The sequence below is a fragment of the Nonomuraea sp. NPDC004354 genome (assembly GCF_053602555.1).
The window spans coordinates 388,281-408,289 of record NZ_JBSGDV010000001.1; the positions used below are offsets into that span (position 1 = coordinate 388,281).

The following is a 20,009-nucleotide window of genomic DNA, read 5'->3' on the forward strand; positions in this document are numbered from 1 at the left end:
GTCCCTTGTCCGCTCTTCCCCCCTCCCTGCGGGCGGCGCTGGCCCGGCCGGTGCCGCCCGGCGGGCTCGGCTCCCTCCAGCACGTCGTGTTCTTCATGCAGGAGAACCGCTCCTTCGACCACTATTTCGGCACACTGCGTGGAGTGCGCGGGTTCGGTGACCGTAACGCCATCACGCTGCCGGACGGCCGACCGGTGTTCGACCAGTCCGGCGTGCTGCCCTTCCCGGTGCGCGCCGGGACCGGCGGCCGGGACCTGACCGAGGGCGACCTCCAGTACGTGCAGGGCGTCGACCACGAGTGGGACACGGGGCAGCGGACGCGGGGCGGCGGCTGGCAGGACGGCTGGATCGCGGGCAAGGGGCCCGGCGCGATGGTCCACTTCGACCGCGGCGATCTGCCGTTCCAGTTCGAGTTGGCCGACGCCTTCACCCTGTGCGACGCCTACCACTGCTCGATGTTCGGGCCGACGAACCCCAACCGGCTCTACCACTGGTCAGGCACCGCGGGGATCGAGCCGTCAGGGCGGCGCACCACCGGCAACGACGCCTGCGAGGAGGACACCCATCCCGGCTACACGCACACGTCCTACCCGGAGAGGCTGACGGCGGCGGGCCGTACCTGGCGGGTCTACCAGGAGTGGGACAACTACCAGTGCAACTCGCTGGACTACTTCGTCTCCTTCAAGGAGGTCGCGCGCAGGGCCCTGGCGCACACACCCCACCGGAGCCTGCACTCCTTCTACACCTCCCTGCTCCGGCTCCCCGCGACCGATCGGGAGGAGATGCTCGGGGCGTTGCGGAAGGGGGTCGCGGAGCTGTCCCCTGCCGACCTCGACGCCTACGAGCGGGGGCTGTCCAGGGTCGAGCCCGGGCGGCTCGCCGCCTCCTTCCGCGCGGACGTGGCCGAGGGACGGCTCCCGCAGGTCTCCTACATCGTCGCGCCGGAGGCGTACTCCGAGCACCCGGACCCGTCCAGCCCGGCCCACAGCGCCGACCTCGTCTACGACATCCTGGACGCGCTCGCCTCGCATCCCTCGGTGTGGGAGCGGACCGCGCTCTTCCTCACCTTCGACGAGAACGACGGCTTCTTCGACCACGTGCCGCCACCGTTGCCCCCTGAGGGCACCGAGGACGAGTTCGTCGACGGGCTTCCGATCGGGCTCGGCTACCGGGTGCCGATGACGGTCGTGTCACCGTGGACGATCGGCGGGCACGTCTGCTCGGAGGTGTTCGACCACACGTCCACGATCCGTTTCGTGGAACGCTGGCTCGGCGTCGCGGAGCCCAACATCACCTCGTGGCGACGCCGCGTCGCCGGCGACCTCACCTCGGCCTTCGACTTCGACGCGCCCGCGCCCGCCACACCGGACGCGGGCACCGGCGCGGGGGTGCCGCAGGCCGTCCTGCCGGAAGCCGGCGCGGCCGGGGAAGCGCCGCAGGCGGGTGCGGGAGTCGTCGTGCCACCGTTCCGGGTGCGCTGGCCTGCCACGCCGCCCACCGTGGCACGGCTCGCCACGCAGGAGCCCGGCACCCGGCCTGCCCGGCCGCTGCCCTACCGGCCGGAGGCGTCCGCCGTCCTGGCGGGGGACGAGCTGATCGTCACCATGACCGACGCCGGCGAGCGGGGCAGCCATTTCGCCCTCTACCCGTACGCCGGGGAGTTCCGGTTCCCGCGCCACTGCGACGTGCTCGGCACGCTGTCCCTCACCGTCCCCGTCGAGAGCGGCGCCTACCGGCTGCTTCTCACCGGCCCGAACGGGTTCCGGCGCGAGTTCGCCGGGTCGGGCGCGGGCCCGGCCGCCGACGTGGCGGTGTCCTCCCGCGGTGACGGGCACCGGCTCACGATGACGATCCGCAACCCGGGCCCTGCCCCGCTGACGTTCACCCTCGAAGCGCTCGCCTACGACGCCGGTCGGCGGGACGCGGCGGTCGCGCCGGGAGAGCGGACGGTCATCTCCTGGGACACCACGTCAGGCTGGTACGACCTGCGGCTGACCGTCGCCGAGGACCCGTCCTTTCACCGCCGGCTGATGGGTCACCTCGAGAACGGCCGGGCCGGCGTTTCCGGCTAGCGCGGTCGAAAGAGATCAGGAAGGCGGACACCCCGCCACGGGCTCATGCGCGGCGACGCCGGGCGGGGGTCGCGGCGCCGGCGGAACGGTCGCCGTCGCCGGGCCCCTGGCCGGCGACCATGTCCGCGGTCACGGCGGTGGTGGCGGCCAGGCCCGCCAGGAAGACGGTCCAGAGGAAGGGCAGCCAGTCGGGAAAGGCGTAGACGTGCCGCATGAGGTGCACCGACCAGGCGGCCAGCTCGACGATGACACCGGCGGCGATCGCGCCCGCGACGACGACGCCGAAACACCGCGCCACGTCCCGCGGGTGCATCTCGTCCGCGATCAGCTCCCTGGCCAGGTGGACGACCGCGAGGCAGGTGGCGGTGAAGCCCACCAGGCAGGCGGCCGCCAGCAGCAGGCCGAGGGCGAGCGCCGTCCAGGAACTCACGGCGGCCTGCGCGAGCCACGGCCACGCGGTCTGGAGCCACCACGCCATCGCCGACTCGACGGCGGCGTTGACCGACACGCGGCTGATCGGCGCGGCCATCGCGATGCCGAGCACGATCAGCAGATAGAGGGCCACCTTCAGCACGTTGTGCGGACCGACCGCCCAGAAGAGGACCACGAGCATGATCGCCAGCAGCGGCCGGTCGATCCAGGGCGATAAGTTTGACTTCGTGACCAGCGGCGGCGGGAGATAGAGGAGCGGCAGCACGTCCCTCTCTCCCCGCACGTACGGCATGAACCCCGCCGGGTTGCTCTGGTAGATCTCCCAGACCTTCCACATCACGTTGGTGATGTAGAGGACGACGAGGAAGCGCCCCAGCCGCACCCGCCGTGACGGGCCCCGTGAGATCCAGATGACGCTGAAGGGTGAGATCACGACAGCGGCCACCCGGTCCGGCCACTGCCTGCGGGGAGCGCTCCATCCCGAGCTCCTCGGCGACTGCTTCCGCGGTCCCAACATGGCACGTCTTCCTCCGGCCGCGTCTCCAGGATCCCGATGGCGTGCGCTTGAGCTGTCTCCAGATTATGGCGCCGGGTGCCGTCGCGGCGGTCGCTCGGCATGACGATCGCCCGTGGAGGTCCCGGCGCGGCGGCGACCCGCTCCGTGCCGCCGCCGCGCCGTCATCCGTCAGGGGCTGGTGGTGGCGATCTGCTCGCTCGCGTAGTCGAGCAGCGAGGCCGCCGTGGCGAAGCGGCGGGAGTCCTGGTCGCCCAGGAGCACGCCGATGACGCGCCGGCCCTGGCGTTCGGCGGCGAACAGCAGGCAGAAGCCGGCCTTGGCGGTGTAGCCGGTCTTCACGCCGATCACAGCCTCGCTCTCACCCAGCAGCTTGTTGGTGTTCGTCCAGGTGTGGGCGCGATGGACGGCGGTCTTGGCGAGCTTGTAGGTCTTCTGGGACACGACGGTCCTGAACGTCGCGTTTTCCAGCGCGACCTTCGCGAGCCTGGCCTGGTCGACGGCGGTGGAGTAGCCGCCGTTCCTGGGCGCCGGCAGGCCGTCGGCGTTGGTGTAGAGGGTGTCGGCCAGGCCCAGGCCGCGGGCGGCGGCGTTCATCTTGGCGACGAAGGCGGCCGTGCCGGGGCCGTAGGTGCGGGCGAGCGCGTTGGCGGCGTCGGCCCCCGAGGGCAGCATCAACCCGTAGAGCAGGTCCCTGACCGTCACCTTCTCGCCGGTGCGCAGCCTCGCGCTGGTGGCGCCGTTGTCGGCGGCGTGCCGTACGTCGGCCTTGGTGATGGTGACCACGTCGCCCAGGTCGCCCTCGCGCAGGACGACGTAGGCGGTCATGACCTTGACCAGGCTGGCGACGGGCACCCTGCGGGTCTCCCGCTTGGCGACGTGGACGGTCCCCGCCGAGTCCACGACGTAGCCGATCCGTGCCTTCACCTGCGGCGCGCCGGCCGCACGTGTCGCCGCCTGAGTCGGCGGGGAGAACCCCACGAGCAGGGTGAGCGCCGCGGCGGCGGTCAGTAGTCGAATACCCCCTATACGCATGACAGACATCGTGACAGGTGATCACCGGTTGATATGCGGAACTTGACCCTATGGCGGGAAAACGCGGTCGGAGACGCGGGTAATTGACCCCTAGAACCGTCATATCGGGGGAGATCGCCATGGCAGGCAAGTTCGTCATCACCAAGGACGGGCGCGGGGAGTTCCGCTTCAAGCTGGTCGCGGGCAACGGCCAGACCATCGCGGTCAGCGAGGGCTACACCACCAAGGCGGCCTGCATCAACGGCATCGAGTCGGTCCGCAAGAACGCCCCCGACGCGACGGTGGACGACACGACGCTCGCCGCGGTCTGAGCGCCCGGCCCTCGTCAGGCGGCGAGGGCCTTCTCGCTCCTGCGGCGCCTGCGCCACATGACGAAGGCCGTGACGGCGCTCACCACGATCACCGCGGCGACGGCGGCGGCGAGGGGAGAGTGCGTGGCCAGTTCCAGCCAGCCCCAGATCACCGAGTAGAGCGCGAACGAGGTCACCGGCACCCAGGTCAGGCAGCCCAGCGCGCTGGCCACGACGTACCAGGGATAGGAAATGCGCAACACCCCCGCCACCCAGGGCAGGGTGTGGCGCAGGACGGGGACCCAGAAGCATGCGTAGACGGCGAGCGCCCCCCACTTCTCGACGACCCTCTCGACGGCGCGGATGCGCTCGCGGGGAAGCTTCGCGCCGAACCTCGACTCGTACAGCTTGTCGCCGAGCTTGAATCCGATCCAGTAGTAGGCCTGGAACGCGCCGAACAGCGCGACCGCCCCGACCACCACGATCAGCCAGTACGGCAGGCCGAACAGCGAGGCGCGGGTCGGGTCGGGGATGGCGATCGCAATCTGCCGCATAACCAGACACCACCACCCGAAAGATTTCTTAGGCCAGCCTAACCTTAGGTCATCTGGCCGACCCGCGCCACCCGCCTCCCACGCTACCCGGGCTCGCGCCCTGGACCTGCCGAGGGGGAGCGCCCTGACACCTGCAAGCCGCCATCAAGTCGATCTCAACCCTTCTCCCGTACAAAAGGGTTGAACGAGAAGAGGTGCGATCATGGGGACGCGAAGCAAGGCGGTCCTGGGAACCGGATCCTCCACGGCGGCCAGGCTCCTGGTGGGCGCGCTCGCCTTCACCGCCGCCTACGCCGGCGCATCGGCCTACGGCATCGCGAACTCCACGCCGCGACCCACGACCACCGTGGCCCTCTCGGCCACCGTCCTGCCGATCGTCGAGCAGGCCGATCCCGAGGCGGGCACCATCACCGTCAGCCCGCTCAGCGGCAGGGGCGCCGCCTGCGACAGGGACTTCCTGGCCCGCTCCGTGGTGATCAACCCCGAGGCGGGCCGCACCCTCATGTACCACTGGCGGCTGACCAGATGGAGCGCGGCCACCAGGTCGTGGAGGACCTACCAGGCCGAGCACGCCGGCTTCGCCGGCGCGCGCAGGACCGTCAAGTGGCAGCTCAGCGTCCAGGACAACCCGGGCTGGTACCGCATCGAGCTGCGCGTCGCCGGCACGGAACGGCCGATCAGGTCGGATCGGATCCTGGTGAGTTGCTGACGGCCCGCTGCGCCGCCTCCACCCACCGCTGCACCCCGACCCTCCTGGCCACCTCCAGGGCCTTGTGGTAGTGGTCGCGGGCCGCGGCGGGATGGTCGAGCCTGACCGCCAGGTCGCCGAGGGTCAGCGCCACCGGCCACAGGGCCACCACGCCCGTGCCGGCGCCCGCGATGCGGTCGGCGAACGGCTTCAGCTTGTCGTAGCAGTCGACCATCCGCTCGCGGTCGTCGAGCAGCATGCCCGCCAGCGCCCGCCAGGTCATGGCCAGCTCGTACAGGAAGTCGGGCCGCACCGGCGGCTTGGTCGCGGCCACCGCCTTGGCGTCCTTGAGATGGCCCGCCGAAGCCAGGGCCAGCGCGTAGGCGTCGAGGGTCCACTTGGCGCCGCGCTGGTGGGCCTCGCCGAGGAGGTCGACCGTCTCCGCGGCCCTGCCGTCGACCAGGTGCAGGCAGAACGTGGTGATCAGCGGCAGGTCCTGGCGGCCCTCCAGCATGCCGGCCCGCGCCGTCATCCTGGCCGCCTCGCGGTAGGCCCGCTCGGCGCCGGCGTAGTCGCCGGCGATCATCAGCCGCTGCCCTTCGTACCAGGCCACGACCGCGGCCGGAGCGGACAGGTCGTACTGCTTGGCCAGCCGTTCGGCGGCCCGCGCGTGCTCGTCGGAGACCGAGAACTCGCCGCGCGCCGCGGCGCACTCCAGCAGCACCAGGTGGGCCAGCGCCTGCACCGCCATCTGCCCCGAGCGCTGGGCGACCTCCAGCAGCTCGCGGCCGATGCTCTCGCGGGTGTCGACCGCGGGGATGTCGTAGGACTGGCGCAGCCGGCCGCTCAGCGCCGCGGCCAGCAGCGTCGGGTCGCCGCTCTGCCTGGCCAGCTCCAGGGCCTCCAGCGACGCCTGCCGGCCGCGCTCGGGCGCCGACGATCCCTCGAGCTCCAGCGCGAGGGTGGTCAGCAGGCTGGCGCGCAGCGTCTGCTCGCCCTCCGGCAGCTCGATCAGCGCCCGCTCGGTGACGTCGACGATCTCCCACGCCGTCCGGGTGAAGTCGCGGGCCATGCCCTTGTGCGGTACGGCCAGCGCCGCGGCCACCTTGGCCGTCAGCACCGGGTTGTTCAGCGGCAGCGCCAGGTCCATCGCCTCGCGCCGCTTCAGCCTGGCCGCCGTCATGTCGCCGCACAGCGCCAGCGCCTTGATCTGGGCGAGCATCAGCTTGAGCCGCTCGGCCGTGTCGCGACTGCCGGTGCGGTCGAAGGCGGCGATGGCCTGCTCCCACAGCGTCGCGGCCTCGCGGTGGGCGTAGCGCCGCTCCGCCTGCTCGGCGGCCAGCCCCGCGTAGTGGACGGCCTTGTCGGCGACGTCGGCGACGAAGAAGTGGTGCGCCAGCGCCGCCACCTCGGCGGGCCTGCGCTGCTCGATGACGTTGGCGACGGCGGCGTGCAGCCTGGTGCGGCGCAGCCGGGAGGCGTCGGAGTAGACGGTGTCGCGCACCAGGTCGTGGTCGAAGCGCAGCATCCCGGGGCCCGGCTCGGTGACCAGGCCGGCCAGCAGCGCCGCCTCGACGGCGTCGACGACCGCGTCCTCGTCGCCCGACACCTCCACGAGCACGTCGACGTCCACGTCGCGGCCGATCACCGCGGCCTGCAGCAGGATCTGCTGAGCCCGCTCCGGCAGCCGCGAGATGCGCCGCCGCAGCACGTCGCGCACGCCCGAGGGAACCTGGGAGGCCACCTCGGCGGCGGTCGCGCGCTCGCCGACCGCCTCGGCGTCGAGCAGCCGCACGGTCTCACGCACGAAGAACGGGTTGCCCCTGGTGCGCTCGACGATCGACTCGACGGCGTCCTCGTCGACCTCGCGTATGCAGGTGGCCCGCACCAGCTCGGCCACCGCCTTCGGGTCGAGACCCGACAGGCTCACCCTGACCGGCCCCAGCCGGGCCAGCGCGGCCAGCACGTCGGACTGCCGGTCGTCGAGTTCGCTGTCGCGGCAGGTCACCACCAGCAGCACCCTGCTGGTGGCCAGCAGGCTCGGCAGCGCCCTGAGCAGCGCGAGCGTCTGGTCGTCGGCCCAGTGGAGGTCCTCCACCGTGAGCAGCACGGGCGAGCGGCGAGCCACGCCCGCGATGTAGCCGCCGACCGCGCGGTGCAGCCGGAACCCGCCCGACGCCTCGTCCTCGTCGGGGTCGCTCTCGCTGTCGTCGAGCAGCGGCGCGAGGAGCTGGCCGTACTCGCCGGCGCCGTTCTCCTCGACCAGGCTGCGCAGGATCTCCACCCACGCCCAGCCGGGCGGGGTCGCGCTGGAGTCGGGACAGGCGCCCGACGCGGTGGTCCAGCCGTCGCCCTTGAGCTTGCTCTCCAGCTGGCGCAGCAGCGTCGTCTTGCCCGCGCCCGCGTCGCCGGCGACGATCGCCACCTCGAAGCGCCCGGTCCTGGCGGCCGCGCCGGTCAGCCTGGACAGCTCGGCGTCACGGCCGATGAACGGCTCGGGCTCCAGCGGGGGCGGCTCGACCGCCGTGGTCGCCCGCGGCGGCCACGTGTCGGCGACCGGCGCCGGTTGCCTGGCGGGCCGCGGCACGGCGGCCAGTTCGAGGTCGGGCGCCTGGGCCAGGATGTCGGACTCCAGCTTGCGCAGCGCGGGACCCGGGTCGATGCCCAGCTCGTCGGCGAGGATGCCACGCGCCCTGCGCAGCGCCGCCAGCGCGTCACCCTGCCGGCCGCACCGGTAGAGGCCGAGGGCGAGCAGCCGCCAGCCCTCCTCGCGCAGCGGGTTCTCGCCGGTCATCGCCTCCAGGTCCGGCACCGTCTCGGCGTGCATGCCCAGGCGCAGGCCCGTGTCGGCGTAGCGCTCGCGCGCCACCAGCCGCAGCTCGGTCAGCCTGTTGACCTCGGCCTCCGCCCACGGCTGGTCGGCGAAGTCGGAGTACGGCGTGCCGCGCCACAGCCCGAGCGCCTTGCCGAGGCTGGCCCTGGCCGACTGCGGGTCGTCGGTGTCGAGATACTCGCCCGCCGCCCTGACCAGCTGCTCGAAGCGCAGCGCGTCGACCTGCTCGGGCGCCACCCGCAGCGCGTAGCCCGAGGCGACGGTCACCAGCAGCCTGTTGGGCCCGCCGCGCGGCCTGCCCGGCTCGAGCACCCTGCGCAGGCGGGAGATGTAGACCTGCAGGCCCGACTGCGCGCCCTTGGCCGCGTCGTCGTCCCACAGGTCGTAGAGCAGGGTGTCAACAGGCACGACCTGCCCTCTGGCCACGAGAAGGCGGGCGAGTACGGCCCGCTGCCGCAACCCGCCGAGGTCGAGTTCGTCGTCGCTGGTGCTTTCGTACGCCTCGACTGGCCCCAGAACCCGGAACGCCACCATGTCAGCCGCCACGCTATGTGTGCTTCCGAATCACGCACAAGGTCTTTGTCATGTTCGCGATGGTCACGGCTGCGTTTCCATGTTCGTGTGTCGGCTCTCCTGACGAGTCCTGCGGTTCCTGCCCAGCAGTGCCCATGCGCCGAGAGCCAGCCCGCCGAAAGGGATTTCGACAGTGTACGTCCAGAAACCGAACAGCAGCGCGGTGGCCGTGGCGGCGGCGACGTCCACGCCGAAGGCGGTCGTCAGCAGCAACACGACACCCCCCTCCATGAGCCCCGCGCCACTGGGTGTGACCAGGACCGCGGTGAGAACCCGGGACAGCGCGAAGACTGCGATCGATTGTGCAAGACCAGGATACGCGCCGGTGGCCTGCATACAGCAGATCATGATCAGCCACTGCAGCACCAGGAAGGCGGTCATGCCGGCTGACAGGCGCGCCCACCGGGTCCTGACGACGCCCGCGGTGTCCCTGCGGAGCCGCTCCAGCGCGGCGGACGCCGAGAACTTGAGGTGAGTCGGCCGTACCAGCGCGTCGAGGGCGCGGCCGAGCCGCGCGGCGGCGCGATCCCAGTACAGCGCGGCCGCCACGACCGCGACGAGGGAGAGGATCGACAGAGCGCCGATCCACCCGGCGTTGGCCACGGTCGGGTTGGGCGCCTCGCCCGCGATCAGCAGCGCGATGATGCCGACGGCGGGCAGCACGAACCTGAACATGGTGTTCCAGATGCCGCTGACCAGCGTCATCACCACGATGGCCCGGTTGCCGAAACCCCAGCTCCTGGCCATGGCGAAGGTCAGCGCCACCCCCGCGGCCCCGCCGAAGGGCAGCAGGTTGCTGACCGCGCTGCCCGCGGCGTTGAGCGTGAGGCCCTGCAGGTTGTTCAGGCCGGGCAGCGAGTTCGTCAGCACGAAGGTGTAGGCGAACAGGCTCGCCAGCCACACCGCGGCCATCAGCGCGATCACACCGGGGTGCATCGCCGCGAAGATCGCGCCGATCTCCGCCCACGAGACCTTCTTGCCGGTGAGCGTCTGGACGATCTGCGGCAGGTAGACGACGAGCGTCGCCGCCAGCCCCAGCGAGACGACCGACAGGGTGATCCGGAGCCATGAGTTCTTCATCGATACCACCCTGCCCCGGCTCGCGGGTGCTGAGCGTCGTCCTGAAGGAGGAAACGGGCGATTCTCACGATGCTTCGTCTCTCACGGTGCCTCGTCGAAGGGGTGCTTGAGCCGGGTGCCCGGAGGCAGGTCGCGGCGGACGAACCACTCGGTGCCGAAGACCAGCCGGTAGAGCGGCCCGGGGATCTTCAGCAGGACGGCCAGCGTCCTGTCGCCGTCGCCGCCGCTGGCCTGCGAGGCGTGGGCGGTCATGCTGGCCCTCTTCTGCCGGGCGAACTTCCTGACGTTGACCCGGTGGGTGATCTGGTCGCCCGCGGTGTAGGCGCTCTCGAAGGTCCTGAGGTCGAACTCGGGAGGGAAGGTGTAGACCTTGCCGGCCAGCCGCAGCGCCCGAAGGAGCGGGTCCCTGTTGACGGTGGCCTCCAGCACGATGGGCGTGCCCGCGATCTGCGCGGCCCGCCTGCCCACTCGGTGCACCTGCACGTGGTCGGGATGGCCGTAGCCGCCCGCCGGGTCGTAGATCGACAGCAGGTCGGCCTTCTCCTCCTCCAGCACGGCGGCCAGTGCCTCGGCGGCCGCCTCGGAGTCGGCGTCGATGAAGGCGTTGTCGGGGCGTTCCTCGGCGATGCCGCCCGTGGGGCTCAGCCCCGAGTCGCCGTAGCCGAGGCACACCACGCGGGCGCAGCCGAGCACCGCGGCGGACTCGTACAGCTCCTTGATCCGCCTCTCGCCGAGCGCTTCGCCCTTCTCGGTGTCGGCCAGGCCGCGCTCTCCGGCGGTGGCCACGACCAGCACCACCCGGTGGCCCTCGGCCGCGAGCATCGCCATCGTGCCTGCTGTCAGCAGGGCCTCGTCGTCGGGGTGTGCGTGGAAGAACACAGCGGTACGTGGTGGCACAAGGTCAGATTAGTGTGGGACGGGTGCGGATCCTTCACGTCAGCGACTGTTACCTTCCACGGCTCGGGGGCATCGAGGTGCAGGTCGCGGACCTCGTCAGGATGCAGCGCGAGGCCGGCGACACCGTCGAGGTGGCCACCGCGACCAGGGGGGAGGCGCTTCCCGGCGTCCACAGGATCGTCGCGAGGATGCCGTTCGACCTGCCCGTGCACCCTCGAGGTGTGGGCAAGCTCACCAGGCTCATGACGGCGAGCCGGCCGGACGTGGTGCACGTGCACGCCGGCGCCGTCTCGCCGTTCGCGTGGATGGGGGTGCGCGCGGCCGTCAGGGCGGGCCTGCCCGTCGTGGTGACGGTGCACAGCATGTGGGACCCGGCCACCCGCGCCCTCTACACCGCGCTCAGGTTCGTCTTCGAGTGGCATCGGTGGGGGCTGGTCGCCACCACCGTCAGCAACGCGGCGGCCGCCCCGATCCGCGCGGTGGCGGGGCGGGGCACGCCCGTCCACGTCGTCTCCAACGGGCTCGACGTCTCGGGCTGGCGCCCCGTGGGCGGCGGCCCGCCGCAGGACGGCGAGGTGCACATCGTGGCGGTCGGCAGGTTCGCGCCCCGCAAGCAGCCCGTCCGCCTGCTGAGGCTGCTGCGGGAGGCGCGCGCCAGGGTGCCCGCCCACGTCCCGATGCGGGCCACGGTCATCGGCGAGGGCCCGGCGCGCGGCTCCATGGAGCGTTTCCTCGCCGCGAACCGCATGAACACCTGGGTCTCGCTGCCCGGCCGTCACACCCGCGCGCAGATCGCCAAGGTACTCGCCTCGGCCGACCTGTTCATCGCCCCCGCGCCCCGCGAGTCGTTCGGGATCGCCGCCCTGGAGGCGCGGGCGGCGGGCCTGCCCGTGGTGGCGCGCAGCCAGAGCGGCGTGGCCGACTTCGTCAAGCACGGCAAGGAAGGGCTGCTCGGCCGCTCCTTCGACGACCTGGTGTCGGCCGTGGTCCGCCTGTCGACCGACACCGCACTGCGCGAGTCCATCGCCGAGCACAACCGCTCCACGCCGCCCACGGCCGGATCGTGGCCGCTGATCCTGGAGGGCTTCGAGCGCTGCTACTCGTCGGCCATCGGCTGAGTGCCGTCCGTCTTGCGCAGCACGACGAAGCCGTTGCGCTCGAAGACCTTCTCGTAGCCCGACGACAGCAGCAGCGCGACGCGCTCGGCCTGGGCGGCGGGGGAGCCGTGGGGATACTCCCAGCGGGCCACGTCGGCCACCACCCACGGCGCCCAGCGGGGCTGGTGGTCCCACAGCAGGACGGTGGCCCGCGAGGTCAGGGCGGGGCCGAGCGAGTTGGCGGCCTCGACGACCACGCCCGACGGCACCCGGGAGACGGCCTCGGCGGCGGCCCGCACGTGTTCGGGGTCGGCGCGGTAGAAGGCCGGGCGGGCGAGCTGGTCCAGGGCGAAGCGGGGGACCAGGGTGAGGGCGACGGCGGCGACGCCGACCGACCACGCGAGTTTCAGCGCGTCCGGGCCCTTGATCCAGCGCAGCAGCCGGGAGAGCCCGTCGACGCCGGCGCAGAAGAGGATGATCACGGTGAAGGCGCTGTACTGGAAGTCGGCCTGCCACCACGGCGACCTGTCGGACAGCATGCGTTCGAGGATGTGCGGCAGCGCCATGAGCGAGATCGGCGACAGCAGGCACAGCATGAGCGTCGGCCAGGCCAGCAGGAGGAGCGTGTCGACCTTGGCCTCCTCGCTGAACGGCAGCGCCAGCGTGCCGAGCGGGTCGCCCAGCATGTGCAGCAGGGCGCTCGGCACGTCGGGCCCCAGGTGCCCGTAGGCCCAGAAGTCGCCGGTGTCGCCGCCGACCAGCCGGATCAGCACGCCGCGCACCAGCACGGTCCAGGCCAGGCCGACCGTGACGCACAGCAGGCCGCGCAGCCGGTCGCCGAGCACCACCAGGCACAGGCCGGCGCCGATGGCCACCAGGCCCATGTCCTCCTTGACCAGCAGGAGGGCCAGCAGCGCCAGGAACGCGGGCAGCGGCCGGCCCGCGTGGTAGCGCTCGATCATGATCGCGGTCAGCAGCGGGACGAACATCACCTCGTGCGCGTCGAACGCGGCGGCCTGGGCGATCGGCCACGACACGGCGTAGGCGAAGGCGACGAGGTAGGCGGGAACCGTCCCGAGGACCCTGCGGGTGAACATCCACAGGAAGGGGATGGCGGCGGCGAACAGGACGGCCTGGGCGATGATCAGCGTGGCCGGGCCGTCATGGATCCAGTACAGCGGCGCCAGCAGCGCGTAGATCGGCGAGAAGTGGTCGGCGAGCTGCAGGTAGTCGAGGCCGCGGCCGTGGAAGCTGCCCACCGCGGGGATGTACGGCGGGCCGAGACGGGAGTAGCCGCGCACCGCCTGGTCCACGATGACCAGGTCGAACGTGGTGGCGTGGAAGGTGGCGAGCCTGACCAGTCCGAGCAGGGAGTAGGCGGCGGCCGCGGCCGCGCAGAGCAGGGACAGCCACAGGCGGGGAGGGGTCGTCAGGCGCACAAGGGACAGCACAGCGGACAAGGGTAGACAAGCAGGGCGCCGGACCGCGGCCGCCGCGCCGCACTGCCCCCCGCAGGCGGTGCGGCGGCCGGGAGCTTCATCAGGAGCAGGCGCTCTGGATCTTGGTGCTGAAGCCGTTGATCTTGGTGGTGAACTCGGTGAGCTTCGAGGCGTCCTGGAGCCCCTTGATGCTGTCGAAGCTGGAGGCCAGGTCGTTGAGGGCCGACGCGAGTTCGCCGTCGTACTTGGCCGCGAGCGCCTTGGTCTTGTCGGCGGCCTCGGTGGACGCCTTCTCCATGGCGGCCGGGTCGGTGACGGCCTTGGCGAGGCTGCCGGACCACTCGTTCATGATCTTGGTGGCCTCGTTCGACGCCGTGGTGCAGTCCACGGCGGTGCCCACGGCGCCGCAGGCGGTGAGCCCCGCGAGGGTCAGCGTGGCCGCGGAAACGGTGATGGCCCGCTTGAGGAAACGCATTCTGTGCCCTTCGTTGGATGACCAGCAGAAGGGACATTATGGGGGCAGACTTGATATTCACTTACATCGCGCTTACATCACCCGTCACACCGACTTACGCCACGGCTGGACGCCGTGACATGGCGGTCATTCCCCCTCGCGCTCGTGCCGGCCGCGCTGACCGCGACCGCCACGCGCGACCCGCTCGCGACCGGCGTCGGGCGCGCGTATCCGTCGATCGGTCATCGGATCGCTCGGGGGTCAGAAGGGGAGGGGCCTGCCGGAGGGAGTGCGCAGGTCGAGGGGGAGGGGGCGGCGTGGGGGCCGCGGCCGGGGGACCAGCTGGAGCTTCTTCACCTAGTGGAATCCTTCCAGTGGGACGTACCACTGTATTACCCGATGATCAGGTGTAACTCACCCTCTCGCGGTAACGTCACAGGTATGGCGTTCGTGCACCCGGCGTTCTTCTACGAGGACGACCGGGAGTACCTCTCGGGCACCGTACCGTTCATCCGCGCTGGGCTGGCGGCCGGTGAGCCGGTCGCGGTCTCCGTACCTGGCCCCAACCTCGAGCTGATCAGGGACGAGCTGGGCGACGAGGCGCAGCGGGTGCGCATGCTGGACATGACCGTCGTGGGGCGCAATCCGGGCCGGATCATTCCCGGGGTGCTGCGCGAGTTCGCCGACCACTATCCGGACCGGCACGTACGGATCGTCGGCGAGCCCATCTGGGCGGGCCGCACCGGCACCGAGTACCCCGCCTGCGCCCAGCACGAGGCGCTGATCAACCTGGCCTTCCAGGGGCGCCGCGCCACCATCGTCTGCCCCTACGACGCCAAGCGGCTCGAGCCCGAGATCCTCGACGACGCCGCGCTCACCCACCCCCTGCTCCAGGACGCCGAAGGGGAGCGGGCGAGCACCGCCTACGCCCCCATGCGCGTGATCGAGGGCTACAACGTGCCGCTCTACGAGCCGCCCGCCGCCGTCGCGCTCAGCTTCGACAGCACCAACCTGGGCCAGGTACGGCACCTGGCCAACGAGTGGGCGACGGCGGCCGGCCTGACCGGCACCCGCCTCGACGACGTCCAGCTGACGGTCTCCGAGCTGGGCGCCAACAGTCTCGACCACGGGGGCGGCGCGGGCGTGCTGCGGCTGTGGCACGAAGAGGGCCGCATGGTCTGCGAGGTCAGCGACGCGGGGCACATCACCGACCCGCTCGCCGGCCGGCGGCCCGTGGATCCCAGCACCCCCGGCTCGCGCGGCCTGCTGATCGTCAACCTGCTCAGCGACCTGGTCCGCATCCACACGCGCGAGGGCGCGACCGTGGTACGCGCCTATTTCGACCGGCCGGGGTGACCTGGTAGGGCGGCGGCATGATCCTGCTGCGCTCCATGCGAGGACGCGCGACCGACGAGCCGCACCGCGTCGCCACCCCGCTGGAGCTGTTCTTCGACCTGTTCTTCGTCGTCGCGGTCTCCTTCGCGGTCAGCGAGCTGGCGCACGCGCTGTCGGCCGGGCACCTGGGCGAGGCGCTCACCGGCTACCTGACGGCGTTCTTCGCCATCTGGTGGGCGTGGATGAACTTCACCTGGTTCGCCTCCGCCTACGACACCGACGACTGGGTCTACCGCGTCATGACGCTGGTGCAGATGTCGGGCGTGCTGGTGCTGGCGGCCGGTGTACCGGCGGCCTTCGAGCGGCACGACTACCGGATCGTCTGGTTCGGCTATCTGATCATGCGGGCGGCCATGGCCTGCCAGTGGCTGCGCGCGGCCGCCGGCGACCTTCCGCACCGGCGGGCGGCGCGGCGCTACGCGCTCGGCATCTGCCTGGCGATGGTCTACTGGGCCGTCCTGTTCGTGACGCCCGCGACGCTGGTGCTGCCGGTGTTCGCGCTCGGTGTGGTGATCGAGCTGGCCGTACCGGTGTGGGGCGAGCGGGGGACCCGCACCTCCTGGCACCCGCACCACATCGCCGAGCGCTACGGCCTGTTCACGATCATCATGATGGGCGAGAACGTCCTGGGTGCCACCGTCTCGGTGCAGAACGCGCTGTCCCACGAGGGCGCCAAGCCGTCGCTGATCGTGGTGGCCGCCGCCGCGCTGGTGATCGTCTTCTCGCTGTGGTGGATCTACTTCGAGCCCGAGACCCACGAGATCCTCACCTCCAGCAAGGCGGCGCTCCGCTGGGGCTACGGCCACTACGTGATCTTCGCCTCGGTGGGGGCCGTCGGCGGGGGCATCGAGGTGATGGTCGCCTTCGTCACCGGCGAGAGCGCGCTGACCCGCACGCAGGCCGGCCTGGCGATGGCCGTCCCCGTCGCGATCTTCCTGATCGCGGTGTGGGCGCTGCACATCCGCCCGCACCGCTACGGCCGCGCCGACAGCGCCGCCTTCCTCCTGGCCGCGGTCCTGGTGCTCCTGGCCGCGGCCACCCCCGTCGCCGTGCCGCTGATCGCGGCCGTCACAGCCGGGCTGGTGGCGGCGACGAGCCTGATCAGGCGGGCAGCGTGGCCCGGACGGTGAACCCGCCGCCGGGCACCGGACGAGCCTCCAGCCGCCCGTCGAACAGCGCCACCCGCTCCCGCATGCCGATGAGCCCCTGACCGAGCCCGCGCCGCTCGGGCGGCTCGTGGCCCGGCGCCGGCCCCTCGTCGGTGACCTCGAGGGCCAGCTCCCCGCGCCGGTGCGCGACCGCGACCAGCACCCTGGTCGGTCCGGCGTGCTTGAGCGTGTTGGTCAGCGCCTCCTGGATGATCCGGTAGGCCGACAGCTCGAGCCCCGCCGACAGCGGCACCGGCGCGCCGCGCACGTCGAGCTTCACGTCGAGGCCCGCCACGCGAACCTGCTCCACCAGCTCCTCCAGCCGGGCGAGGCTGGGCTGCGGGACGTTGACCGCGCTCTCGGGGCCCGACCGCAGCACGTCCAGCATGCGTCGCAGTTCGTGGACGGCCTCGCGACCGGCCTCCTCGACGGCCGTCAGCGCCTCCCGCTCGCGCGCCTGCTCCTCGAGCAGGCGGCGGCGTACCGCACCCGACTGCATCACCATGACGCTGACGCTGTGGGCGACGATGTCGTGCAGCTCGCGGGCGATCCTGTTGCGCTCCTCGTTGACCGCCTCCCTGGCCAGCAGGGCCCCGCGCTCCTGTGCCTGGGCGGCGACCTCCCGGTAACGCTGGACGGCCACGCCCGCTCCCGCCGCCACGCCGGTCATCACCAGGGCGATGGCCACATCGCCTGGACCGACGGGCGCGGTGTCGGCGAAGACCATGAGGCTGAGGAAGCCGAGCGCCAGCGCGAGCGCCGCGGGCGCGCGCCAGTTCGCGCGCGGGACCTCCGCCATCACGGTGAAGAGCAGCACCAGCTCCACGTAGAACTGCCAGGCGCCGAGCATCTCCTGTGACAGCGGGATGGCCAGGCCGCCGGCCACGCTATAGACGGCCAGCGCGGTGAACGGGATGCGGCGCCGTACGCCCACCAGGACCGCGCTCGCGAGGGCGAGCCCGATCCACAGCGCCGGGTGGGTGCGGTCGGGCTCGCCGGTACGGCCGCCGATCTCCTCGGCCAGCGAGAACACGGCCACAATGGCGGCGATCGCCCAGTCGAGCCTCATGGGTCCCGACTGTAAGGCGCTGCTCCAGGGGCCGACATCACCCGCTAGACGGACATTAGTTCTCTACCGATGACATATCGGCATAACGGGCGCCCTCGACGGCCTCCGCCAGACCCGACAGCGCGTCGATCTGGCCGGCGGTGAGCGTGACGGCCGCCGCCGCGGCGTTCTCCTCCAGATACCTCAGCCGCTTGGTGCCGGGGATGGGGATGACGTCCTCGCCCTGGGCCAGCAGCCAGGCGAGCGAGAGCTGCGCGGGCGTGCAGCCCACCTCGGCGGCGACCGCGGCGACGCGCTCGACCAGCCGCGCGTTGTGCGCGGCGGCCTCGCCCGAGGTCCGGGGGTTGACCCTGCGGAAGTCGTCGGCGGCGAGCTGGTCGGCGGGCGGCAGCGCGCCGCTCAGCAGGCCGCGGCTGATGGGGGAGTAGGCCACCAGCTTGACGCCCAGCTCGCGCGCGGTGGGCAGGATCTCCGCCTCGATGCCCCTGGTGAACAGGGAGTACTCGCTCTGCAGGGCGTGGATCGGGTGCGTGGCGTGCGCCCTGCGCAGGGTGTCGGCCGTCACCTCCGACAGGCCCAGACGGCGCACCTTGCCCTGCTCGACCAGCTCCGCCATGGCGCCGACCGACTCCTCGATCGGGACGTCCGGGTGACGGCGGTGCATGTAGTAGAGGTCGATGTGGTCGACTCCGAGACGCCGCAGCGACGCGTCGCAGGCCTGGCGGATGTAGGCGGGGGTGTTGTCGATGCTGCGCGTGCCGCCCTCGCGCCTGACGCCGAACTTGGTGCCGAGGAACACCTCGTCGCGGCGGCCCTTGATGGCTCGGCCGACGAGCTCCTCGTTGTGCCCCATGCCGTACATGTCGGCGGTGTCGAGAAAGTTCACGTCAAGGTCGAGGGCGCGGTGGATGACGGCGATCGACTCGTCGTCGTCGGCCGTGCCGTAGAACTCGGACATGCCCATGCAGCCGAGCCCGATCCTGGAGGTCATGACATCTCCTGGTAGAGGTTGATCTTGTAGTCCAGGACCTCGAGGTCCTGGGTCAGCTCGGCGATCCGGGAGGCGGCGCCGTCATGACTCCAGGGTCGCCCTTCGAGTGCGCTCGAAGTCAAACCGCCGGTGGCCGGCTGTACCCACCCTGAGGGGGCGGACCCTACCCAGGGTCGCCTCGCACCAGGTCATCGGGGTGATGCGGGGGATGATCCTCCCTCGGTCGTAAGGGTCGGTTCAGGGGCCGCGTGGGGCCGATCTCCGATACTCGGCGGAGCCGTGTTCCGCGAGCGTAAAGGGCATGAAGGGATTGCTCATCGGTGGATTCGCGGCGCTCGGCACGGGCGCCGGCGCGATGCTCACGCTGCAGACCGAGGCCGGGCTCGACCCGATGCACACCTTGATCAGCGAGTACGCCTTCCACCCGATCGGGTGGCTGCTCCCCGCGTCGCTGACGCTGTTCGCCGTGGGGGCGGCCTTCGTCGCCGCCGCGCTGCGCAGGTCGGGCGCCGACCGCAGGGTCGTGGCCCTGGTGGCGGCATGGGGCGTGTGCATGTTCCTCATCGGTGTCTTCCCGACCGACCGGCCGGGACTGCCGCTGTCCCTGTCCGGCGGGATCCACCGCTACGCGGGATTCGTCGCCTTCCTCGTGATGCCGGCGGCGGGCCTGCTGCTGGCCAGGGCCAAGGTGTGCTACCCGCGGGCGATGAAGGCGCTCAGCGGCGTCGCGCTGGCCGCGCTGGTGCTGGTCGTCATCCCCTACGTGGTCAGGACGCTCGGGATCCCGCTGAGCAACGCCGAGATCCCCGCCGGGCTCACCCAGCGGCTCGTGGTGGTCTCCGAGGTCGGCCTGCTGCTGCTCCTGAGCCTCCACCTGGTACGGCTGCCGCACGCGACCGGCCACCGCGCTCACCGGCTGGTGTCCGTCCAGCACGCCGCTCCGGCGGCGCCGGCTCCCGTCCAGACGTCGCGGTCGCTGGCCGCGTAGGTGGTCAGCGCTCCCACGGGGGCGTCTCCCCCATCGAGGCGTAGTACTTGGCGAGGTGTGACTTGACCCGGTCCACCTCGCCCTTCGGTATCTTCACCCCGCCCCTGGCACCCTGGACGACGGCGCCGGCCGCCATGACCGCCCTGGGGACGGCCTTCAGCGAGCCACCGATGACGTCGGCGACGGGCAGCTTGTAGGCGCCGAACTCGTCGGCGTTGTCCCCGTCGTACCAGACGAAGGCCTGGCGGTACTGCGCGTTCGGCTCGTCCTCGGCCTTCGCCCAGGCGCGGACGCGCTTGTCGGCCTCGTCGGCGTCCCATTCCCTGTCGCGGTCGGCGAGGGGGAGGTCGCGGAACTGTGTCACGGTCATGGAGGTCGCCTACCCCCCGACCACGCCTGAAACGAACGCCCGCCGTGCGCGTGAAAGGGGGAGCGCGGGATAGGAGGAGTGGAGATCCAC

General features: G+C 71.7%; 19 protein-coding genes. 7 read left to right on the plus strand and 12 right to left on the minus strand.

Annotation, left to right across the window (positions count from 1 at the left end; translation table 11 throughout):
- Positions 1-5: 5 nt before the first annotated feature.
- Positions 6-2,072, plus strand: coding sequence for a phosphocholine-specific phospholipase C (locus ACWENQ_RS01790; RefSeq protein ID WP_452412606.1), 2,067 nt, complete (start codon positions 6-8; stop codon positions 2,070-2,072).
- A gap of 43 nt (positions 2,073-2,115) precedes the next feature.
- On the opposite strand, the gene ACWENQ_RS01795 is transcribed toward ACWENQ_RS01790, so the two are convergent.
- On the minus strand, positions 2,116-3,021 hold the full coding sequence (locus tag ACWENQ_RS01795; RefSeq protein ID WP_452412607.1) for a hypothetical protein: 906 nt from the start codon (positions 3,019-3,021) through the stop codon (positions 2,116-2,118).
- Positions 3,022-3,189: 168 nt separating this feature from the next.
- Positions 3,190-4,053, minus strand: coding sequence for a D-alanyl-D-alanine carboxypeptidase family protein (locus ACWENQ_RS01800; protein WP_452412608.1), 864 nt, complete (start codon positions 4,051-4,053; stop codon positions 3,190-3,192).
- Positions 4,054-4,172: 119 nt separating this feature from the next.
- On the opposite strand from ACWENQ_RS01800, the gene ACWENQ_RS01805 reads away from it, so the two are divergent.
- Complete coding sequence (locus ACWENQ_RS01805) at positions 4,173-4,364, plus strand: YegP family protein (RefSeq protein ID WP_449917302.1); 192 nt, start codon at positions 4,173-4,175, stop codon at positions 4,362-4,364.
- A 14-nt stretch (positions 4,365-4,378) separates the two neighbouring features.
- On the opposite strand, the gene ACWENQ_RS01810 is transcribed toward ACWENQ_RS01805, so the two are convergent.
- The gene (locus ACWENQ_RS01810; protein WP_354913573.1) at positions 4,379-4,897 is read right to left on the minus strand and encodes a DedA family protein; all 519 of its coding nucleotides are present in this window, start codon (positions 4,895-4,897) and stop codon (positions 4,379-4,381) included.
- A 202-nt stretch (positions 4,898-5,099) separates the two neighbouring features.
- Between ACWENQ_RS01810 and ACWENQ_RS01815 the strand changes: the two genes are divergently transcribed.
- Positions 5,100-5,606: a hypothetical protein gene (locus ACWENQ_RS01815; protein WP_449917299.1), complete on the plus strand. Its 507-nt coding sequence runs from the start codon at positions 5,100-5,102 to the stop codon at positions 5,604-5,606.
- Here ACWENQ_RS01815 and ACWENQ_RS01820 read toward each other — a convergent pair.
- The 3 genes from ACWENQ_RS01820 to ACWENQ_RS01830 form a co-directional block, all read right to left on the minus strand.
- Positions 5,575-8,964 carry a BTAD domain-containing putative transcriptional regulator gene (locus tag ACWENQ_RS01820; RefSeq protein WP_452412609.1) on the minus strand — a complete coding sequence of 1,130 codons (3,390 nt, stop codon included), beginning with the start codon at positions 8,962-8,964 and terminating at the stop codon, positions 5,575-5,577. The two genes, ACWENQ_RS01815 and ACWENQ_RS01820, sit on opposite strands and share 32 nt — an antisense overlap.
- A gap of 51 nt (positions 8,965-9,015) precedes the next feature.
- Positions 9,016-10,071 carry a lysylphosphatidylglycerol synthase domain-containing protein gene (locus ACWENQ_RS01825; protein ID WP_452412610.1) on the minus strand — a complete coding sequence of 352 codons (1,056 nt, stop codon included), beginning with the start codon at positions 10,069-10,071 and terminating at the stop codon, positions 9,016-9,018.
- Between the two features lie 81 nt (positions 10,072-10,152).
- The gene (locus tag ACWENQ_RS01830) at positions 10,153-10,968 is read right to left on the minus strand and encodes a PIG-L deacetylase family protein (RefSeq protein WP_354913565.1); all 816 of its coding nucleotides are present in this window, start codon (positions 10,966-10,968) and stop codon (positions 10,153-10,155) included.
- Positions 10,969-10,991: 23 nt separating this feature from the next.
- On the opposite strand from ACWENQ_RS01830, the gene ACWENQ_RS01835 reads away from it, so the two are divergent.
- Positions 10,992-12,086: a glycosyltransferase family 4 protein gene (locus ACWENQ_RS01835; protein WP_449917290.1), complete on the plus strand. Its 1,095-nt coding sequence runs from the start codon at positions 10,992-10,994 to the stop codon at positions 12,084-12,086.
- Here ACWENQ_RS01835 and ACWENQ_RS01840 read toward each other — a convergent pair.
- Positions 12,065-13,516 (minus strand): DUF2079 domain-containing protein, encoded by a 1,452-nt coding sequence (locus ACWENQ_RS01840; protein WP_452412611.1) that lies wholly within the window; start codon positions 13,514-13,516, stop codon positions 12,065-12,067. The two genes, ACWENQ_RS01835 and ACWENQ_RS01840, sit on opposite strands and share 22 nt — an antisense overlap.
- 88 nt (positions 13,517-13,604) lie before the next feature.
- Positions 13,605-13,979 (minus strand): hypothetical protein, encoded by a 375-nt coding sequence (locus ACWENQ_RS01845; RefSeq protein WP_354913559.1) that lies wholly within the window; start codon positions 13,977-13,979, stop codon positions 13,605-13,607.
- Positions 13,980-14,399: 420 nt separating this feature from the next.
- Here ACWENQ_RS01845 and ACWENQ_RS01850 point away from each other — a divergent pair, with 420 nt between their 5' ends.
- Positions 14,400-15,314: an anti-sigma factor RsbA family regulatory protein gene (locus ACWENQ_RS01850; protein WP_449917285.1), complete on the plus strand. Its 915-nt coding sequence runs from the start codon at positions 14,400-14,402 to the stop codon at positions 15,312-15,314.
- 17 nt (positions 15,315-15,331) lie between these two features.
- On the plus strand, positions 15,332-16,483 hold the full coding sequence (locus tag ACWENQ_RS01855; protein WP_452412612.1) for a low temperature requirement protein A: 1,152 nt from the start codon (positions 15,332-15,334) through the stop codon (positions 16,481-16,483).
- On the opposite strand, the gene ACWENQ_RS01860 is transcribed toward ACWENQ_RS01855, so the two are convergent.
- From ACWENQ_RS01860 to ACWENQ_RS01870, 3 genes are read right to left on the minus strand one after another with little or no spacing between them, the layout of a single operon-like run.
- Positions 16,455-17,570, minus strand: a complete 1,116-nt coding sequence (locus tag ACWENQ_RS01860) for a sensor histidine kinase (RefSeq protein WP_452412613.1) — start codon at positions 17,568-17,570, stop codon at positions 16,455-16,457. The two genes, ACWENQ_RS01855 and ACWENQ_RS01860, sit on opposite strands and share 29 nt — an antisense overlap.
- Before the next feature lie 55 nt (positions 17,571-17,625).
- Complete coding sequence (locus tag ACWENQ_RS01865) at positions 17,626-18,561, minus strand: aldo/keto reductase (RefSeq protein ID WP_449917278.1); 936 nt, start codon at positions 18,559-18,561, stop codon at positions 17,626-17,628.
- Positions 18,558-18,683 (minus strand): hypothetical protein, encoded by a 126-nt coding sequence (locus tag ACWENQ_RS01870; protein WP_452412614.1) that lies wholly within the window; start codon positions 18,681-18,683, stop codon positions 18,558-18,560. Before ACWENQ_RS01870 ends, ACWENQ_RS01865 begins: the two co-directional genes overlap by 4 nt.
- 179 nt (positions 18,684-18,862) lie before the next feature.
- Between ACWENQ_RS01870 and ACWENQ_RS01875 the strand changes: the two genes are divergently transcribed.
- The gene (locus tag ACWENQ_RS01875) at positions 18,863-19,549 is read left to right on the plus strand and encodes a DUF998 domain-containing protein (protein ID WP_354913547.1); all 687 of its coding nucleotides are present in this window, start codon (positions 18,863-18,865) and stop codon (positions 19,547-19,549) included.
- Positions 19,550-19,553: 4 nt separating this feature from the next.
- Here ACWENQ_RS01875 and ACWENQ_RS01880 read toward each other — a convergent pair whose 3' ends face one another.
- A complete protein-coding gene (locus tag ACWENQ_RS01880; RefSeq protein ID WP_354913545.1) occupies positions 19,554-19,919 on the minus strand; it encodes a hypothetical protein in 366 nt (121 codons plus the stop codon).
- Positions 19,920-20,009 lie beyond the last annotated feature (90 nt).

What these genes read in the sequence shown, in the direction of transcription:
- ACWENQ_RS01860 (WP_452412613.1), bottom strand. Translation starts at nt 17,570, where the DNA reads ATGAGGCTCGACTGGGCGATCGCCGCCATTGTGGCCGTGTTCTCGCTG.
- ACWENQ_RS01815 (WP_449917299.1), top strand. Translation starts at nt 5,100, where the DNA reads ATGGGGACGCGAAGCAAGGCGGTCCTGGGAACCGGATCCTCCACGGCG.
- ACWENQ_RS01795 (WP_452412607.1), bottom strand. Translation starts at nt 3,021, where the DNA reads ATGTTGGGACCGCGGAAGCAGTCGCCGAGGAGCTCGGGATGGAGCGCT.
- ACWENQ_RS01855 (WP_452412612.1), top strand. Translation starts at nt 15,332, where the DNA reads ATGATCCTGCTGCGCTCCATGCGAGGACGCGCGACCGACGAGCCGCAC.
- ACWENQ_RS01875 (WP_354913547.1), top strand. Translation starts at nt 18,863, where the DNA reads ATGAAGGGATTGCTCATCGGTGGATTCGCGGCGCTCGGCACGGGCGCC.
- ACWENQ_RS01880 (WP_354913545.1), bottom strand. Translation starts at nt 19,919, where the DNA reads ATGACCGTGACACAGTTCCGCGACCTCCCCCTCGCCGACCGCGACAGG.
- ACWENQ_RS01800 (WP_452412608.1), bottom strand. Translation starts at nt 4,053, where the DNA reads ATGCGTATAGGGGGTATTCGACTACTGACCGCCGCCGCGGCGCTCACC.
- ACWENQ_RS01850 (WP_449917285.1), top strand. Translation starts at nt 14,400, where the DNA reads ATGGCGTTCGTGCACCCGGCGTTCTTCTACGAGGACGACCGGGAGTAC.
- ACWENQ_RS01805 (WP_449917302.1), top strand. Translation starts at nt 4,173, where the DNA reads ATGGCAGGCAAGTTCGTCATCACCAAGGACGGGCGCGGGGAGTTCCGC.
- ACWENQ_RS01810 (WP_354913573.1), bottom strand. Translation starts at nt 4,897, where the DNA reads ATGCGGCAGATTGCGATCGCCATCCCCGACCCGACCCGCGCCTCGCTG.
- ACWENQ_RS01845 (WP_354913559.1), bottom strand. Translation starts at nt 13,979, where the DNA reads ATGCGTTTCCTCAAGCGGGCCATCACCGTTTCCGCGGCCACGCTGACC.
- ACWENQ_RS01825 (WP_452412610.1), bottom strand. Translation starts at nt 10,071, where the DNA reads ATGAAGAACTCATGGCTCCGGATCACCCTGTCGGTCGTCTCGCTGGGG.
- ACWENQ_RS01865 (WP_449917278.1), bottom strand. Translation starts at nt 18,561, where the DNA reads ATGACCTCCAGGATCGGGCTCGGCTGCATGGGCATGTCCGAGTTCTAC.